Below are 17,538 nucleotides of genomic sequence, written 5' to 3' on the forward strand. Positions count from 1 at the left end.
CCGACCGACCTGACCGACCTGACCGGCACGCCCCGTCGCGCGACCGCCGCCATATCCGCGGCCACCGAAGACGAAGCAGCCGCCGCCGGTCTCGCGATCCGTGCCGAAGCCCGCTGGCCTGAATCAGGCCTCGATGACGCCGCGCCCGCGCTGCCGGGCTTCATCGTCTCCAGCTTCAGTCCGATCGCTGCTGAGACCGCGGCTCGGTGCCTCAGCCGGAGAGCAGCACACGCGCCGGAAAACGAAACCAAGGCCTTCGAAGACCCCGAAACCTCCGAAGCCCGAGCCCAAGCTCAAGCGCACACCCCCGTCACCGCCATCCTCATCACCACCGCCCGCGGCGACCGCGAAAGCGCCTCCCACGTCGCACGCACCGTCGCCGCCAACGGCCTGCTCGGACCGCTCCTGTTCTTCCAGTCGGTCCCGAACGCCGTCGCCGGCCACATCGCCGCGCGCTGGAAGCTCACCGGTCCCGTCGTCTGCCTCGCCGACCCGGCCTCGGCGCTGGAAACCGCCGCCCTGCTCATCGAGGACGGCGACGCCGACGAAGCCCTGCTCGTCCGGATCGAGCAGAACCCCAGCGGTCCCGACCAGGCGCACGCGGTCCTCCTCGCCGCACTGACAGCACACCCCGCGCCGAGCCCCGCGCCACAAGCGAAAGCACCCGCACCCACCACCCCAGGAGCCCGCCCATGACCCGCCCCGAAGTGGTCGTCACCGGGATGGGCATGGTCACCCCGGTCGGCACCACCGCCGCCGACGTCCACGCCGCCATGTGCGAGGGCCGCTCGGGCCTGCGCCGTCCGCCCGAGGACCACCAGGTCGGCACCGCCCTCGAAGTCGGCGCCTTCAGCCCGTCGATCGACCCGGCCACCCTGATGCCCGCCACCGAGGCGCGCGTCGTCGACCGCTACATCGTCATGGCGCTCAAGGCTGCCGAGGACGCCCTGCGTGACGCAGACTTCGAAGTCGGCCGCGACGCCGACCCCTACCGCGTCGCCGTCATCCTCTCCGGCACCGGCGGGCTGGCGACCCTCGAAGCGCAGGTCGTCGTGCGCACTCAGAAGGGCCGCCTCGGCGTCAGCCCTTACCTGCTTCCCGGCATGCTCCCCAACATGGGCGCCGCCCGCATCGCCATCAAGTACGGCATCCGCGGCTTCGTCTCCTCCAGCGGCACCGCCTGCGCCGCCGGCAGCCAGGCGATCGGCGAGGCGCTGCGCCTGCTGCGCGCCGACGAAGCGGACGTCGTCCTCGCCGGCTGTAGCGAGGCGCCGCTGTTCCCGACGCTCGCCGACACCTTCGGCAACGCCCGGGCGCTGGCGCGCGGCTGGGGCGAGGATCCGGAGAGCGCCAGCCGTCCCTTCGACCGCCGCCGCAACGGCCTGGTCCTGGGGGAGGGCGCCGGCGTGTTCGTGTTGGAGCGCAAGGACTTCGCCGAGGCTCGGGGCGCCGCGGCGCACGCCGACGTGCTCGGCTGGGGCGTCACCAACGACGCCCACCACCCGACCACCCCGCGCCCGGACGGCGAGGGCGCGCGCGAGTGCATGCGCCGCGCGCTGAAGGACGCGGCGCTGGAACCGGCCGACATCGGCTACCTCAACGCCCACGGCACCAGCACCAAGCTCGGCGACGCCGCCGAGGCGCTGGCGATCAGAACCCTGTTCGGCGCCGACACCCCGCCGGTCAGTTCGACCAAAGCGGTGACCGGCCACATGCTCGGCGCCTCCGGGGTGGTCGAGTCAGCGGTCTCGATCCAAGCCCTGCGCTCGGGTCTGCTGCCGCCCACCCACAACCTCGACGATCCCGACCCCGACTGCGACCTCGACCACGTCCGCAAGGACCCCCGCGCGGCGCACGTCGAGCACGTCATCTCCAACTCCTTCGGGTTCGGAGGCCACAACGTCAGCGTCGTGTACGGCCGTCCCAGCACGCAGCGGACCCGTACGGCATAGCGGAAGCGAGAAGGCAATGGACATCCTCGGCATAGATCATGTCGAGTTCTACGTGGGAGACGCGCGCCAAGCCGCGTTCTTCCTGTGCACCGCGTTCGGCTTCCACATCGCCGGGCACGGCGGCCCGGAGACCGAGCTGCCGCGGCAGCGCAGCCTGCTGCTGGCCCACGGCGACAGCAGAGTCCTGCTGACCTCGGCCCTGAGCAGCGGACACCCCGCGGACGGCTACGTCTCCCGGCACGGCGACGGCGTCGGCGTCATCGCCTTCGCCACGGTCGACGCCACCGGAGCCTACGAGGAGGCGGTGGCCGCCGGCGCGACCGCCGTGGAGGCGCCGCGCACCTACAAGGCCGACGGCGACACCGTCACCACCGCGAGCGTCGGCGGATTCGGCGACGTGGTGCACCGCTTCGTCGAACGGCGCGGCGCGGCGTTCTGGCCCGGCGCGATCGAGCCCCAGCCGGCTCCGGCGCGCACCGAGCCCGAACTGGTCCGTGCCATCGACCACGCCGCCGTGCTGGTCCCGGACGGGGAGCTGGAGCCGACCGTCGAGTACTACCAGCGGGTCTTCGGCTTCAAGCTGATCTTCGAGGAGTACGTCGAGGTCGGCGCGCAGGGGATGTACTCCCAGGTGGTCCAGAGCCCGTCGGGCGGGGCGACGTTCACCATCATCCAGCCCGACATGAGCCGGGACAGCGGGCAGATCGACGACTTCCTGGCCTGGCACGGCGGCGCCGGCGTGCAGCACCTGGCGCTGAGCACCGACGACATCGTGGCCACGGTGAAGTCCTTCGCCGCCAACGGCGCGGGCTTCGCCCAGACCCCCGGCGCGTACTACGACGTGCTGCCCGAGCGCATCGGCGCCACCGACCTGCCGGTGGACCAGCTGCGGCCGCTGGGCATCCTGGTCGACCGCGACCACTGGGGGCAGATGTACCAGATCTTCTCCAAGTCGATGCACATCCGCCGGACCTTCTTCTGGGAGCTCATCGAGCGGCACGGTGCCAAGACCTTCGGTACCAGCAACATCCCCGCGCTGTACGCGGCGAAGGAGCGCGAGCTCGCCGGGGTGCGGGACTCCGTGGATGTGGGAGCGATGGGAACGGCGGGACAACGATGACGGCCGAATCCGTACAGACGCAGTTCGTCCTCACCGACGAGGAGGCGGCGCTGCTGCCGACCGACGCCGAGGTCGAGGAATACCAGGAGCACGGCTGGTTCCTGACCGGCAAGCTCTTCAGCGACGACGAGGTCGACGCGCTCACCGACGCCGCCGACCGCTACTACGGCGGCGAGCGGAGCCGGGAGCTGCCGGTGCGTCCGGCCAAGGTGGCCGCGTGGAAGCCCTCCGACGGACCGGTGCAGCGGCACAACGACTACGTGCACTACGAGAGCGACGCGATCGCGAAGATCCTGTGCAAGCCGCTGATCGGCGCCGTCGCCGCGCGGCTGGCGCGGGCCGACGAGATCCGGGTCTTCCAGTCCACGCTGATCTACAAGCCGCCGATCGCCGGCGAGCCGAGCAACGTCGTGCCCTGGCACTTCGATCGGCACTACTGGGCCTCGTGCACGTCCGAGGACATGCTCACGGCGTTCATTCCCTTCCACGACTGCGGACCGGAGATGGGCACCATCACCATGGTCGACGGCAGCCACCGCTGGAAGGAGGTGGGCCGCGAGGACTCGATGGTCAAGCACTTCGCCGAACGGGACAAGGCGGACCTGGAGCGCGTCCTGACCGAGAACGCCGAGTTCAACAACGCCGAGATCACCAAGATCCCGATGCTCATCCCCAAGGGGCACATGAGCTTCCACCACTGCCGCCTCTACCACGGCAGCGGCCCGAACCTCAGCTCGCGGCCGCGCCGTGCCATCTCCTTCCACCTGCAGGACGGCGCGAACCAGAACCAGCGCTTCGCCCTCGGCGACGGGACCTTCGCCGCCTACAACCACGACGTTCTCGTGCGGCGGCTGCCCGACGGCCGCCCCGACTATGCCGACCCCGACTTCTGCCCCGTGCTCTGGAGGAACTGATGGCTGCCACGCGTTACGACTGGGGACAGCGGCACCCCGGCATCGACCAGCTGGAGAACCGGATCTCCAAGGCCCGCGAGGCGGTTGTCGGGCACGCGCTGTACGCGCGGCTGCGCGACCAGGACGCGATCCGGACGTTCCTGGAGCACCACGTCTTCGCCGTCTGGGACTTCATGTCGCTGCTCAAGTCGCTGCAGCGCAACCTGACCTGCGTCGAGGTCCCGTGGGTGCCGACCGGCCCGACCGGCAGCCGGCGGCTGATCAACGACATCGTCCTGGTCGAGGAGAGCGACGAGCTGCGCGGCGGCTACATCAGCCACTTCGAGCTCTACGTCGCCGGCATGACCGAGGCCGGCGCGGACACCTCGAGCATCGAGGCCTTCATCAGCCTGGTCCGCGCCGGCGCCTCGGTGGGCTCGGCCCTGGTCGCCGCCGGCGTCCCGGCACCGGCCGCCGACTTCGTGGGCCAGACCTGGGACATCATCGCCACCGCACCGGTCCACTGCCAGGCCGCGGCCTTCGCCTTCGGCCGCGAGGACCTGATCCCCGACATGTTCCAGCAGGTGGTCACGGTCAACGCCACCGTCGGCGGCCTCGACACCTTCGTGGACTACCTGGCCCGCCACATCGAGGTCGACGGCGAGCAGCACACCCCGATGGCGATGCAGATGCTCGCCGACCTGTGCGGCGACGACACCGCCAAGTGGGACGAGTGCGCCGCCACGGTCACCCGCGCCCTGAAGGCCCGGGCCCGCCTGTGGGACGGCATCCTCGCCGCCATCGGCACCCGCGAGACGGCGCTGGTCGGAAGCAGCGATGGCTGAGCCGGCCGGCGCGGGCTCGGGCGGCGCCCCGACGCGGGTCGGGGTCGGCTCCGGGCTGGCGGGTTCGGGTGCGGCGGGGTCGAGTGCGGCGGGTGCGACGCGGACGGCTGGCTCGGCTTCGGCGCTGTCGGCTTCGGTCGCGGCGGGCGCGGCTCAGAGCAGTTCGGCGATGGCTGGGGCGGTCGTGAGCGCTTCGGTTTCGGCTGGGTCTGCGCTGCCAGGTTCGGTCGCGCCAGCCTCGGCTTCGGGCGGATCGGCGATGGCGGCTGGCTCGGGGTCGGCGCTGTCGGCTGCGGTCGCGGCTGGCTCGGTTCAGGGTGGTTCGGCGGCGGCTGACGTGGGCGTGAGCGCTTCGGCTTCGGCTGGGTCTGCGCTGCCAGGTTCGGTTGCGCCCGGCTCGGCTTCGGGCGGATCGGCGATGGCGGCTGGCTCGGGGTCGGCGCTGTCGGCTCCGGGCGCGGCTAGCTCGGTTCAGGGTGGTTCGGCGGCGGCTGAGGCGGTCGTGAGCGCTTCGGCTTCGGCTGGGTCTGCGCTGCCAGGTTCGGTTGCGGCTGGCTCGGCTTCGGTGCGCTCAGCGCTGCCAGGTTCGGTCGCGCCAGCCTCGGCTTCGGCCGCCTCACCTTCGCCCGATCCGGCTGCGCTCTACCGCACCGTGCGCCTGATCCGGCGCTTTGAGGAGCGGGCTGTGGAGCTGGTGCGCGCGGGCGAGGTTTTTGGCGGCATTCATCCGTATACCGGGCAGGAGGCTATTGCGGCTGGGACGTGCGGTGCGTTGCGTGCTGATGATCTCATCACCAGTACTCATCGTGGGCATGGGCATGTGCTGGCCAAGGGTGCTGATCCGGCGCGGATGATGGCGGAGATTGCTGGGCGTGCCACGGGGTTGAATCGGGGGCGCGGGGGGTCGATGCATGCTGCTGATTTCGGGGTGGGGATTCTGGGTGCCAATGCGATTGTCGGGGCTGCGGCGCCGATTGCCACCGGTGCGGCGTGGGCTGCGCGGTGTGCGGGGTCTGATCGTGTTGTCGTCACCTACTTCGGCGATGGTGCGGTCAGCCAGGGTGTGGTGCTGGAGACGTTCAACATGGCGGCTCTGTGGCGCGCTCCGGTGATTTTCGTCTGTGAGAACAACGGGTTCGCGACGACTACTCGCACTCAGGATGCGGTCGCCGGCTCGATCACCGGTCGCGCTGAGGCGTTCGGTATTCCGGCTGAGCGGGTGTGGGGGATGGATCCCGAGGCGGTGTACGCCGCGACCGCTCGTGCCGTTGCCCGGGCCCGCAGCGGTGAGGGTCCGACGCTGCTGGAGTGCGAGACCTACCGCTACGACGCGCACCACACCTGGGAGCACGCCGCGCGTCCCCGCTACCGCACGCCCGAGGAGGTCGAGCTCGGGCGGTCCGTCGACCCGCTCGACATCCAGGGTGCGCGGATCGATGCCGGTGTGCGCGCGCGGATCGACGCGGAGGTCGACGTGCTGCTGGACGAGGCGGTGCGCTTCGCGCTGGAGAGCCCGCGTCCCGATCCGGCCACGGCGCTGGACTTCCTCTACGCCGACGGCACCACTGCCCGGGCCGGAGCGCTCTGATGACCATCCTGTCGTATCTCAAGGCCCTGAATCGCGCCGTCGCCGACGAGATGGAGCGCGACCCGGCGGTGTGCGTCTTCGGCGAGGACGTCCGGGTGGCCGTCACCAACGTGACCGCGGGCCTGGTCAAGCGCTTCGGCGAGGAGCGCGTGCTCGACATGCCGATCTCCGAGCAGGCCTTCACCGGCATCGCGACCGGCGCGGCGATGGCCGGGCGGCGTCCGCTGATCGAGTATCAGATCCCTGCGTTGCTGTTCATCGCCTTCGAGCAGATCGTCAACCAGGCGCACAAGTTCTCGCTGATGACCGGCGGGCAGATCAGCGTCCCGGTGACCTACCTGATCCCCAGTTCCGGCTCCCGCGACGGCTGGGCGGGTCAGCACTCTGATCACCCCTACAGCCTGTTCGCGCACGTCGGCGTCAAGACCGCGGTCCCGGCGACCCCCGCCGACGCTTACGGCCTGCTGGTCACCGCGATCCGCGACGACGACCCGGTCGTCGTGTTCGCCCCAGCCGGTGCGATGGGACGCCGCGCGGATGTGGACCTCGCGCAGCTCGCGCCGATCCCGCTGGGCGTCGGACGCATCCACCGCCCCGGCACGGACGTCACCGTCGTCGCGATCGGCCACCTCGTGCACGACGCGCTGGAAGTCGCCGAGGAACTGTCCGGAACCATCGACGTCGAGGTCTTCGACCCGCGCAGCGTCTACCCCTTCGACTGGCAAGGCCTGGCCGCCTCGCTGGAGCGCACCGGACGCCTGGTGGTCATCGACGACAGCAACCGCTCCTGCGGCATCGGCGGCGAGATCCTCGCCACCGCCGCCGAGCAGATGCGTCTAGTCGCGCCGCCCAAGCGCATCACCCGCCCCGACGGCGCGGTACTGCCGTTCGCCGAAGGGCTGGACCGCGCGCTCCAGCCGACGCGGGAGCAGCTGCGCCACGCGATCCACGGAGTGATGAAAGCGGGGGCGACCGGATGACCGAGACACATTCGCAGCCTGCTGGCACCGCCCCCGTCGCCCTGGTCACCGGCGGCGGCAACGGCATCGGCGCGGCCCTGTGCGGCAAGCTCGCCGCAGCCGGCCACCGCGTGGTCGTCGTCGACATCGACCCCGAAGCCACCGCCATGGTCGCAGAGTCCTGCGGCGGTATCCCGTTCGAGGCAGACGTTGCCGACCCGAAGCAGAACCATGCGATGGTCGCCCACGCCCTCGAGCGCTTCGGCCGCCTGGACGTCGCCGTGCTCAACGCCGGCGTCAGCTCCGACCAGCCGCCGGACCTTCCGCTGGACCTGGACCGCTACCGCCGCGTCCTCGGCGTGAACATCGACGGCCTGGCCTTCGGCATCGACGCCGCCGCCCCCGAACTCGCGCACCACGGCGGGCGCATCCTGGTCACCGCCTCGCTCGCGGGCCTCGGCCCGGACCAGGCGAACCCGCTCTACGCGCTGACCAAGAGCGCCGCCATCGGCTACGTCCGCGCCATCGCCGCCTCGCTCGAGCAGCGCGGCGTCAGTATCAATGCCCTGTGTCCGGGCTTCACCGACACCGCGATCCTCGGCATCGCCGGCCGCCTGATCCGCAAGCAGCGCTTCCCGCTGCTGACCCCCGACGAGGTCGCCGCGGCGGCGCTGACCGTCCTGACCACCCCCGGTACCGGCGAAGCCTGGACCCTGGTCGCCGGGCGACCGACGCAGCCCTTCGCCTTCACCCCGCTGCCCACGACCCTGATGCCCGACGGCACCGAAGCGCGGTTCCGGCCCTTCCTGAGCCGGGCGCCGAAGAAGGAGGACACGCCATGACCGTCTCCGGCATCCGGGCTGCGCTCGCCGCCGACCCCGGCCTCGGCGCGGGCAACGTGCTGCACAAGCTCATCGAGCACGGCGCGCCGCTGGACGGCCCGGGCATGACGTTCGATACCGCCGTCGACCACCACCCCGCCGGGCACGCGCTCACCCTCGGCGAGCTGTACGACGCGGTCGCGGCGCGCGCCGCCTGGCTCAGCGAGCAGGGCATCGGCCCGCGCGACCCGGTCGCCGTCTACGTCACCACCGCCGCCGACTGCCTCCTGCATTTCATGGCCCTGACCTGGCTGGGCGCCATCCCGGCGCTGATGAACCCGAATCTGCCGGGCGACGTGGCCGCCGAGTACATCCGCCGTCTGCGGGCCGTCGGGCTGCTCACAGACGCGGAGCACCGGCGGCTGCTCGCCCGGTCCGAGCGCGGGCTGGAACTGGGTTTCCGGATCGACGCGGTGTACGACGTGACGCAGACCCCCGCCGGCACCCCGTCCGCCGCGCCGACGCCGTACCGGCACGCCGACGAGGACCCGATCGCGATCACGCACTCCTCCGGGACCACCCGCATGCCGGCGGCGGTGACGCAGACCCACGCCAACCTGTTCGTCGGCACGCGTCTGCTGCGCCTGCAAAAGCCGCGGGCGCGCGGCACCGACCGCATTCTCAGCGTTCTGCCGGCGCCGCACGCCGCCGGGATCATGGCCGTCAACCACGCGCTGTGCAATCGCAGCGAGCTGATGTACATCTCGCGCCCCGACGACGGCCCGGCGGTCGTGGACGCCATCGAGAAGTGGCGCCCCACCGGCGTGTTCGGCTTCGCCGTCACCTGGGCCGAACTGGCGCGCATCGACCTGTTGGAGCGCGCCGTGGACTCGGTGTCGCTGTGGTACAACACCGGCGACTGCGCGCACGAGCCGCACATCCGCCACCTGGTCGCCGCCGGTTCCTACGAGCGGATCACGCGCGAAGGCGTGCAGCGCGTCCCGGGCTCGATGTTCGTCGACGGCCTCGGCTCCAGCGAGATGGGCCACTCGGCGTTCCACATCACCCACACCCCCGACACCGAGCGCTACGGCCGCTGCGTGGGACAGACGCACGACTTCGTGGAGATCAAGCTGCTCGATCCGACCACCGGTGAGGAGGTCCCGGTCGGCGAGGTCGGGCTGTGCGGAATGAAGTCCGAATCGCTGTCGCCGGGCTACTGGAACGACTCGCTGAACACCTACCGCAACCACCGCAACGGCTACTACCTCACCGGCGACCTGCTCTACCGGGACGAAGAGGGCTACTACTACCATGTGGACCGCATGGTCGACGCCGTCGATCTGGGCGAAGGCCGGTGGCTGTACACGGCGATGTCCGAGGAGCGGATCCTCAAAGCCTGCCCCGACGTTCTGGACTGCACGGTCGTGGCCGTCCCCACCGAGGCCGGCGTGGTGACCGACGTGCTGCTCACGCTGCATCCATGGGCCGACCCGCAGGACGACTGGGAGCCTGCCGTGCGCGGCGCGCTGACCGATGCCGCCGCCGCGACCCTTCGCAGTGTCCTGGTGATCGGCGAGGACAAGCTGGTCATCGGACCGACCGGCAAGGTTCGCAAGTTCCTGATGCGCCAGCGCCACGCCGCCGACTACGCCGCTGCGGCAGCCGCCGGAGCCGCAGGAGCCGGGGTCTCCACGGCGACCGGGGCGGACGCCGCGCAGGAAAGCAGGGCCCTGTGACCGCGCTGACCGCCATCGGCACCTACCTGCCGCCCGAGCGCGTGCCGATCGAGGACATGGCCGAGCGCTTCGGGCTGACCGCCATGCAGACCAAGGTCTTCCGGCGCTATCACAAGCTCGGAGCCGTCAGCCGCGACGCCGGCGGGACCTTGTCGGACCTGCTGCGCGGCGCCCTGGACGACCTCGACGGTTTGATCGGCAACGAGGAGCGCGTCCGGTACGTCATCCACGCGCGCACCTTCCCGACGGTCACGCCGTATCCGCTGAACCCGCTGCGCGAGCTGTGCCGGGAACGCGGACTGGAGCACGCCGAGACCTTCGCCGTCGGACACCACGCCTGCGCCTCCGGGCTGCTGGCGATCGACGTCGCCGGCCGCCTGCTGGCCGCCGACGCCGAGACGCACCCGGACGCCCTCGCGCTGATCCTGGCCGGGGAGAAGGCGTTCACCGGCGAGGCGCAGATGGTCCCGGAGACCTCGTTCTTCGGCGAGGGCGCCTCCGCGTGCCTGGTCAGCGCTTCCGGCGAACGCGACCGCCTGCTGTCCTACACCGCCGATCTGCGCGGGGAGTTCGACGGCGACTCGATGGAGCAGGCGCTGGAGTTCCAGCGGGTCTACTCCGACGCGCTAGGCGAGGCGATCCTGGCCGCCGTCGAGGGCGCCGGTCTGGAGATGTCTGCGATCAGCCTGGTGCTGCCGCACAACGTCAACGTCGTGGCGTGGCAGCGGGTCTGCAAGCGGATCGGCTTCCCGCTGGCGAAGGTCGTCCTGGACAACGTCGCCACCGACGGCCACGTGTTCTGCGCCGACGCCTTCCTGAACTACCGCACCGCCGCCCGGAAGGGTCTGCTGACGCCGGGGGAGCGCTACGTCCTCGCGGCGGCCGGCGCGGGGCGCGGCGCGACCTTCTCCGCCATGGTGTTCGAACACTGAAAGCCACTCAGCCTATTCAGGCTGCTCAGGGCTACTGAGAACTACTGAGAACTACAGAGGACTTCGGGCGACGCAGCCCTTTGCGAAAGGACCGTCAATGACAGAGCAGAGTCTGGAGCTGCACATCGGCGCCATCGCGGCCGCCGATCCGATCTTCCGCGCCCGGGTCGTGGACACCGTCTGCGGTCTGCTGCCGGACGTCCTCAAGCGGGAGGTCGCCGGCGCCGGGGAGAGCACGACGCTGATGGAGGACCTCGGCATGAGCTCGACCGGCGCGCTGGAGATCGTGCTGCTGCTGGAGGAGAACCTGGAGGTCGAGATCAGCGTCGAGGATCTGGGCCGCGAGCATTTCGAAACCGTCGGAACGCTGGCCGACTATGTCGCCGTCAACGTGATCCCCGAGGACTGAGGTACCCAGGCCGTGCACACAACTGTCCCGCCCGGCGCCGGTGCCGCCGCGGAGCCGGTCGACCACTGGGGCGTCCGCCGCGCGGTGCGGCTGGCCTTCCCCGGACCGTCGAGCCTGGCCGCCGACACGGTGCATACGGCAAGGCTCGACGTCTATCTGACCGATCTGCTCCAGCCGCACGGGCTCGCCCTGAACCCCGGCGCGCTGGCACCTCGCGGCCAGTCCTACGGCGAGATGGCCGAGGCGCTGATCGAGCTCGCGGTGCCCGCCGGGGAGGGGGTCGACCTGCTGGTCATGGCGTATGCAATCCCTGATATCACCCCGGGCCGGGCCACGACCACCTACCTGAGCCACGTCTGCCCAGGACAGCCGATGTCCTTCGCGATCAGCGACGAGGGCACCGCCGCGGGCTTCACCGGACTGCGGCTGATCCGCGAATACGCGCGCAGCGGCGGGTTCCGGCGCGCCTTGCTCCTCGTGGTCGAGCAAGCCTGGCTCGCTTACGACCCGGGCGTTCCGGCGGCGATGCCCTCGGGCCACAGCGGCGTCGCGCTGCTGTTCGGGGACGGCGACAGCGACCCCGGACTTCACGGGACCTCCGAACCGCTGGCGACGGTCGGACCGGTGCAGGTGCGCGCCGGCGCCGTCGAGGGATCGCCGGGTGCTGAGATCGAAGAGCTCGGCGACGCCCGGACCGTGATCCTCGGCGCGGTGCTCAAAGCCGAGGCCGACGAGCTGGCCGGTCGCGCCGAGGTGGTGCTGGCCTCGCCGGGCCGGCCGTACACCGGGGTCTGGTGGGATCTGGTCGGAGCGTTGGAGGCGGACTCCGCCGAGGTCGGCGCGCATCGCGTGATCCTCGCCGACGCCGATCCCGATCTCGGGTTCCTGTGCACCGCCGCGCTCGACGTCCAAGGACGCCGGAGCGGATCCGGTCCCGAGCCGTCGGCGCCGCTGTTGTGCTTCGAGGACTATCGAGGCGCCGCTCAGGAGCGCGTCGCCGCTGAGATCTGGGACTTCGTCGACGGCGGCGCCGACACCGAGCGGACGGTCACCGCCAACCGGCGCGCCTTCGCCCGGGCCGAGATCAGGCCGCGCGCCCTGGTCGACACAGAGGTCTGCGACACCCGCACCGCGATCCTCGGCTCGACGCTCGGCACGCCGCTGGCCGTCGCGCCGACCGCGTACCACCGGCTGGTGCATCCCGAAGGCGAGGTCGCCACGGCGCAGGGCGCGGGCGCCGCCGACGCGCTGTACACGGTCAGCATCTTCGCCAGCCGGACGCTGGAGGACATCGCAGCCTCCGCATCCGGACCGCTGTGGCTCCAGCTGTACTGGCTGCGGCAGCGAGAAGCGATGGTCACGCTGATCGACCGGGCAGCCGCGGCCGGCTACCGCGCGCTGGTGCTGACCGTCGACATCCCCCGGATGGGCCGGCGGCTGCGCGACATGCGCAACGGGTTCGCGGTCGGTCCCGACTGCGCGGCGGTCAACCTGGACGCTGCGCTGATGGCCTCGGCGCACCTGCGGGGCGCGGGGAAATCGGCGCTGGCCGTGCACACCGCGCAGACCATCGACCCGTCGGTGACGTGGGCCGATCTGGCGTGGCTGCGGGAGCGCAGCGATCTGCCGCTCGTGCTCAAGGGGATTCTCACCGCCGAGGACGCGCGGCTCGCGGTCTCCTATGGCGCGGACGCGATCATCGTCTCGAACCACGGCGGACGGCAGCTGGATGGCGCGGTACCGAGCCTGACGGCGCTGCCGGAGGTCGTCGCGGCGGTCGCCGGCGCGTGTCCGGTGATGGTCGACGGCGGTGTGCGCAGCGGTGGCGATGCGTTCGCAGCCCTGGCGCTCGGCGCACAGGCGGTTTTCCTGGGCAGACCGGTGCTGTGGGGATTGGCGGTCGGCGGCGCGGCGGGCGTCGCAGGGCTCTTGGATCTGGCGACCGGGGAGCTGGCGCACACGATGGCGCTGGCCGGGCGCCCCGGTCTGGACCTCATCGACCGCAGCGCGGTGCGGTTCGAGCAGTACGGCGAGCGGATGGAGCCCTGAACGTGCAATGGCGGCGTGAGGATCTGCACGTGGCGGTACGGGACCCGGCCGCGGCCTCGATGAACTTCCTCAACGAGGTCGCGGCCCGGTTCCCCGACGCGGTGTCGCTGGCGGCCGGGCGGCCGTACGACGGGTTCTACGTCGCGGACGACATCGAGCGGTATCTCCAGGTCTTCCGCGACCACCTGGCCGGCGCCGGGCTTTCGGCCTCGGCGGTGGATCGGACGCTGCTGCAGTACGGCCGGACGAACAGCATCATCGGGGACCTCATCGCGCGCACGCTGGCGGTCGATGAGGGCATCGAGGTTCCGGCGGAGGCGGTGATGGTCACCGCCGGATGCCAGGAAGCGATGATCATCGCGTTGCGTGGGCTGTGCGTCGGACCCGAGGATGTGGTGCTCGCCGTCGAGCCTTGCTATGTCGGCTTCACCGGCGCGGCGCGGATCCTCGGGATCGATGTTGTTCCGGTCCCGGAGGCGGATGACGGGCTGGATGCGGACGCGGTACTGCGGGTGGCGCGCGAGGTGCGGGAGTCGGGGCGTCGGCCTCGGGCTCTGTATGTGGTGCCGAACTTTGCCAATCCCTCCGGAGTGTCGATGCCGACGGCGGTGCGGCGGCGGTTGCTGGAGGTGGCTGCCGAGGCGGAGCTGTTGATTCTGGAGGACGATCCCTACGGCTTGTTCGGGCTCGACGATGAGCCGCGTCCGACGCTGAAGGCGCTGGACCGCGAGCAGTCGGTGATCTATCTGGGGTCTTTCGCGAAGTCGGTGTTTCCCGGCGCGCGCGTCGGATTCCTGGTCGCCGACCAGGTGGTGGTGGACGCCGCGGGTCGGAGCTCGGTGCTCGCCGACGAGCTGTCGACGGTCAAGAGCATGCTGACGGTGAACACCTCGCCGATCGCGCAGGCGGTGGTCGGCGGCGTGCTGGTGGAGTCGGAGTACAGCCTGCGCGTCGCCAACCGGTCCAAGACCGAGTTCTACCGCCGCAACATGCGAGCGCTGCTGGCGGCGTTGGAGCAGGAGTTCGGGGACGACCCGCGGATCAGTTGGAACACGCCGAGCGGTGGGTTCTTCGCCGTGGTGAGCGTGGCGTTTTCGGCCGATGAGGCGATGGTGGAGGTCTCGGCGCGCGACTATGGGGTGTTGTGGACGCCGATGGGGTTCTTCTACGGCGCCGGTGGGGGCGAGCGGGCTATTCGCTTGTCGTGCAGCGCGCTGGAGCCGCCGCGGATCGAGGAGGGCGTGCGGCGGCTGGGGAAGTTCGTGCGGGATCGGGTGTCGTGACGGTGGTGGGTGGGGAGCGGGTCGTGGCGGGCGGGGATGGGGGTTCGGGCTTGGTTCCGGTTTCGATTCCGGTTCCTGCTCCGGGCTCGGCTCCGGTCGCGGTCTCGGTTTCCGGCTCGGGCTCGGTCGCGGCTTCTGATTCGGCTTCGGTTTCGGTTTCGGCGTGGCTGGTCGGTGACGTGCCCTCGGCGGCGGTGGCCGACTTGCTGGCGACGCTCGACGACGAGGAATGTCGGCGCCTCGCGCGGCTGCCTTCGGCTGAGGGGCGGCGGCGGTTCGTGATCGCGCACGGTGCGATGCGGCGCGTGGTCGGGGAGTGCCTTGGCGCGCCGCCTGCCGAGCTGCGCTGGGAGACCGGTGAGCAGGGCAAGCCGGAGCTGGTGGGGGAGTGGACGGGAATTCACGCGAACCTCTCGCATTCCGGTGACAGATGCCTGATTGCCGTGTCGCGCGAGCGTGCTGTCGGCGCCGACATCCAGCGGGTCGTACCGGGGCTGGAGGTGGTGGCGATGGCGCGGCGGTACTTTCCGGAGGCTGAAGCGCAGGACGTTATCGATGCTGCCGATCCGGCAGACGTCTTCGGCCGGCTGTGGGCACGTAAGGAAGCTGTCACGAAGGCTGCCGGGGGGCGGCTCACGCAGGTTTTGCCGTTGGCGACGCCGCCGGATGCGATCGTCGAGGTCGCGGGGTATCGGTATCGGGTGGCGGATGTCGAGGCGCCGGCTGGGTTTCATGCCGCTGTCGCGCTGGCCGGTGCCGAACAGTTCATGGTCGAGGTGAACGAATGGCTGCCGTGACTGTTCTTACCGAGGCCGCCGATCCCTATTGCCTGCGCGCTGGGGAAGCCGGGGCGTTGCTCGCGGGTCATCCGTGGCGGCGTTTCGCAGTACTCGGCGACAGTATTGCTGAGGGTGTCGCTGATGAAGTGCCTGGGTACAGCCCTCTGCCGTGCGCTGATCGAGTCGCCGCCGAACTCACGCGCATCAACCCTGATCTCGCGTATCTGAACCTCGGCAAGCGTGGCTTGCGTGCTCATGAGGTTCGCGAAGGGCAGCTCGAACCGGCTCTCGCCTTTGCTCCCGACCTCGCGTTTGTCGCGTGCGGCGCCAACGATGCGCTGCGGCCCGGCTATGAGGCGCGCGCCGACGCCGTGGACTCCGAGATCGCGGCTGTTATCAGGGCCCTGCAAGAGCGCGGCGTGTTGGTGGTCACGGTGTCGATCTTCGTGCGCCCCGTCTATCCGAGCCTGCCGACGTGGCTGCGTCCGACCGGGACCGAGCGTATGGCGATGCTCGGTGCGCGCACGTCCGCGATCGCCGCGGCGCTGGGGACCGTCCACGTCGACCTGACCGCCCACCCCATCGCCACCGCCATGGACTCCACGAGCGCTGACGGCCTGCACGGCAATGCCCGCGCGCAGTCCGTCGCCGCCACCGAAACCATCCGCGCCCTGGGCCGGATGCTTCGCCGGAAGGAACTCTGATGCCGCTCGACCCGCAGATCCAAGCCATGCGCGACCGCCGTGTCCAGGCTGGCGCGCCGCAGCTCTACACGCTCAGCCTCGCCGAGGCGCGGGCCGCCGACCTGGCGTCCATCCAGGCCGAGGCGCACGATCCGGAGCCGGTGCACGCGGTCTCCGAGCGTGTGGTGGCGGCGGAGGGACGCGACATCCCGGTGCGGGTCTACCGTCCGAACGCCGAGGCGGTGCTGCCGACCCTGCTCTACTTCTTCGGCGGCGGCTGGACACTCGGAAGCCTGGACACCTGCGACGGCATCTGCCGCGCGCTCGCGAACCTGGCCGGCGTGCAGGTCGTGGCCGTCGGCTACCGCCTGGCACCCGAGCACCGCTTCCCCGCCGCGGTCGAGGACTGCCACGAGGTACTGCGCCACATCGCCGCCCACCCTGCCGACTTCGGCACGGACGCCGCCGCCCTCGCGGTCGGCGGCGACAGCGCGGGCGGCAACCTGGCGGCGGTCGCGGCCCTCCTGGCGCGCGACGCCGGCCTGCGCCTCGCCGGCCAACTCCTCGTGTACCCCAACACCGACCAGCTCGCGGCCGACGCATCCATGCGCGATAACGTCGACCCCTACCTCTTCAACCACCGCTCGGTCTCCTGGTACCGCAAGCACTACCTGACCAGCGACGAGGAAGCAACCAACCCCCTGGCCTCCCCCCTCCTCGCCCCCGACCTCACCGCCCTCCCCCCAGCCCTCATCATCACCGCCGAACACGACCCCCTCCGCGACCAGGGCGAGGCCTACGCCCGCCGCCTCGCCGCAGCCGGCAACAGCGTCCAGCTCACCCGCTACGAAGGCATGGTCCACGGCTTCTTCACCATGACCGGCGCCGTCGACGCCGCCCGCCACGCGGTGGCCCAGGCCGCTGAGGCGCTGCGGGGGTGGTTCGCGCTGGAGGCTGTCTCGTCGGGGGCGCCGGGGGTGTCGGGGGCGGCGGTGATGCGGGGGTAGGTTTCGGGCGGCTGGTTGGTTGGGTGGGTGCGCGGCGGTTCTGTACGTGGTGAAAGGCGTTTTCTTACGGCTTCGCGCGCGGTGTTGATGGCCTCTGGCGTCCCTGCCTCGGCGGGTCGGGCTGCGGCGGGGCGGTGGGCTTCTCTAGATCAAGAGCCGCAAGCCACAAGCTAAGAGCTACAAGCCACAGGCCTTCGCGCCCAAAACCGGGGCGCGATGCCTCCGGCGGCACCTACGCGGCGAGCGACCTCGCTCCGAGGGGTGGGGGCGGACATTGATCTGTTGCGTTGCTGCTTGTGGTCCCGGTCCGGATCCCTGTCGCGTCGTCGCCATACGGAATCAGACTGGTCTGGTGATGTAAAGCCGAATCGCACCTGCTTCGGTGGCGTCGCGTCCGGCTTGACACCACCAAACCAGCCAGATTGGCTTCGCCCGCCGACGCGACGAGGGATCCGAACCTACCTCCGTGGCGGTGTCAG

General features: G+C 70.9%; 15 protein-coding genes and 1 pseudogene. All 16 read left to right on the forward strand.

The window, feature by feature from the left end:
* Positions 1–51: 51 nt before the first annotated feature.
* A pseudogene (locus tag CACI_RS16185) lies at positions 52–612 on the forward strand (hypothetical protein); the annotation flags it as partial.
* Between the two features lie 80 nt (positions 613–692).
* Complete coding sequence (locus CACI_RS16190; RefSeq protein WP_012787455.1) at positions 693–1,952, forward strand: beta-ketoacyl-[acyl-carrier-protein] synthase family protein; 1,260 nt, start codon at positions 693–695, stop codon at positions 1,950–1,952.
* A gap of 16 nt (positions 1,953–1,968) precedes the next feature.
* Positions 1,969–3,072 carry a 4-hydroxyphenylpyruvate dioxygenase gene (hppD, locus tag CACI_RS16195; protein ID WP_012787456.1) on the forward strand — a complete coding sequence of 368 codons (1,104 nt, stop codon included), beginning with the start codon at positions 1,969–1,971 and terminating at the stop codon, positions 3,070–3,072.
* On the forward strand, positions 3,069–3,986 hold the full coding sequence (locus CACI_RS16200; RefSeq protein WP_012787457.1) for a phytanoyl-CoA dioxygenase family protein: 918 nt from the start codon (positions 3,069–3,071) through the stop codon (positions 3,984–3,986). Before hppD ends, CACI_RS16200 begins: the two co-directional genes overlap by 4 nt.
* Positions 3,986–4,810, forward strand: coding sequence for a DUF3050 domain-containing protein (locus CACI_RS16205; protein WP_012787458.1), 825 nt, complete (start codon positions 3,986–3,988; stop codon positions 4,808–4,810). Before CACI_RS16200 ends, CACI_RS16205 begins: the two co-directional genes overlap by 1 nt.
* Before the next feature lie 577 nt (positions 4,811–5,387).
* Entirely contained in the window at positions 5,388–6,398 is a 1,011-nt protein-coding gene (locus CACI_RS16210; RefSeq protein ID WP_395994336.1) for a thiamine pyrophosphate-dependent dehydrogenase E1 component subunit alpha, read from the forward strand.
* Entirely contained in the window at positions 6,398–7,378 is a 981-nt protein-coding gene (locus CACI_RS16215) for an alpha-ketoacid dehydrogenase subunit beta (RefSeq protein ID WP_012787460.1), read from the forward strand. The genes CACI_RS16210 and CACI_RS16215 overlap by 1 nt, the downstream gene beginning before the upstream one ends.
* A complete protein-coding gene (locus CACI_RS16220; protein WP_012787461.1) occupies positions 7,375–8,199 on the forward strand; it encodes an SDR family NAD(P)-dependent oxidoreductase in 825 nt (274 codons plus the stop codon). Before CACI_RS16215 ends, CACI_RS16220 begins: the two co-directional genes overlap by 4 nt.
* Positions 8,196–9,917 (forward strand): class I adenylate-forming enzyme family protein, encoded by a 1,722-nt coding sequence (locus CACI_RS16225; RefSeq protein WP_012787462.1) that lies wholly within the window; start codon positions 8,196–8,198, stop codon positions 9,915–9,917. Before CACI_RS16220 ends, CACI_RS16225 begins: the two co-directional genes overlap by 4 nt.
* Complete coding sequence (locus tag CACI_RS16230) at positions 9,914–10,849, forward strand: 3-oxoacyl-[acyl-carrier-protein] synthase III C-terminal domain-containing protein (protein ID WP_012787463.1); 936 nt, start codon at positions 9,914–9,916, stop codon at positions 10,847–10,849. Before CACI_RS16225 ends, CACI_RS16230 begins: the two co-directional genes overlap by 4 nt.
* A 97-nt stretch (positions 10,850–10,946) precedes the next feature.
* Positions 10,947–11,258, forward strand: coding sequence for a phosphopantetheine-binding protein (locus CACI_RS16235; RefSeq protein WP_012787464.1), 312 nt, complete (start codon positions 10,947–10,949; stop codon positions 11,256–11,258).
* 12 nt (positions 11,259–11,270) lie between these two features.
* Positions 11,271–13,307 (forward strand): alpha-hydroxy acid oxidase, encoded by a 2,037-nt coding sequence (locus tag CACI_RS52385; protein ID WP_012787465.1) that lies wholly within the window; start codon positions 11,271–11,273, stop codon positions 13,305–13,307.
* Between the two features lie 59 nt (positions 13,308–13,366).
* Entirely contained in the window at positions 13,367–14,590 is a 1,224-nt protein-coding gene (locus tag CACI_RS16245; RefSeq protein WP_083796082.1) for an aminotransferase-like domain-containing protein, read from the forward strand.
* The gene (locus CACI_RS51195) at positions 14,587–15,387 is read left to right on the forward strand and encodes a 4'-phosphopantetheinyl transferase family protein (protein WP_012787467.1); all 801 of its coding nucleotides are present in this window, start codon (positions 14,587–14,589) and stop codon (positions 15,385–15,387) included. Before CACI_RS16245 ends, CACI_RS51195 begins: the two co-directional genes overlap by 4 nt.
* Positions 15,375–16,073: an SGNH/GDSL hydrolase family protein gene (locus CACI_RS16255; RefSeq protein ID WP_012787468.1), complete on the forward strand. Its 699-nt coding sequence runs from the start codon at positions 15,375–15,377 to the stop codon at positions 16,071–16,073. The genes CACI_RS51195 and CACI_RS16255 overlap by 13 nt, the downstream gene beginning before the upstream one ends.
* Positions 16,073–17,059, forward strand: coding sequence for an alpha/beta hydrolase (locus tag CACI_RS16260; RefSeq protein ID WP_012787469.1), 987 nt, complete (start codon positions 16,073–16,075; stop codon positions 17,057–17,059). The genes CACI_RS16255 and CACI_RS16260 overlap by 1 nt, the downstream gene beginning before the upstream one ends.
* Positions 17,060–17,538 lie beyond the last annotated feature (479 nt).

This window comes from Catenulispora acidiphila DSM 44928 (assembly GCF_000024025.1).
Lineage (GTDB): Bacteria > Actinomycetota > Actinomycetes > Streptomycetales > Catenulisporaceae > Catenulispora > Catenulispora acidiphila.

Excerpts from the sequence above, each read along its gene's own strand:
- CACI_RS16260 (WP_012787469.1), top strand. The coding sequence starts at position 16,073 with ATGCCGCTCGACCCGCAGATCCAAGCCATGCGCGACCGCCGTGTCCAG.
- CACI_RS16235 (WP_012787464.1), top strand. The coding sequence starts at position 10,947 with ATGACAGAGCAGAGTCTGGAGCTGCACATCGGCGCCATCGCGGCCGCC.
- CACI_RS16245 (WP_083796082.1), top strand. The coding sequence starts at position 13,367 with ATGAACTTCCTCAACGAGGTCGCGGCCCGGTTCCCCGACGCGGTGTCG.
- hppD (WP_012787456.1), top strand. The coding sequence starts at position 1,969 with ATGGACATCCTCGGCATAGATCATGTCGAGTTCTACGTGGGAGACGCG.
- CACI_RS16220 (WP_012787461.1), top strand. The coding sequence starts at position 7,375 with ATGACCGAGACACATTCGCAGCCTGCTGGCACCGCCCCCGTCGCCCTG.
- CACI_RS16215 (WP_012787460.1), top strand. The coding sequence starts at position 6,398 with ATGACCATCCTGTCGTATCTCAAGGCCCTGAATCGCGCCGTCGCCGAC.
- CACI_RS16205 (WP_012787458.1), top strand. The coding sequence starts at position 3,986 with ATGGCTGCCACGCGTTACGACTGGGGACAGCGGCACCCCGGCATCGAC.
- CACI_RS16190 (WP_012787455.1), top strand. The coding sequence starts at position 693 with ATGACCCGCCCCGAAGTGGTCGTCACCGGGATGGGCATGGTCACCCCG.
- CACI_RS16255 (WP_012787468.1), top strand. The coding sequence starts at position 15,375 with ATGGCTGCCGTGACTGTTCTTACCGAGGCCGCCGATCCCTATTGCCTG.
- CACI_RS16200 (WP_012787457.1), top strand. The coding sequence starts at position 3,069 with ATGACGGCCGAATCCGTACAGACGCAGTTCGTCCTCACCGACGAGGAG.
- CACI_RS16225 (WP_012787462.1), top strand. The coding sequence starts at position 8,196 with ATGACCGTCTCCGGCATCCGGGCTGCGCTCGCCGCCGACCCCGGCCTC.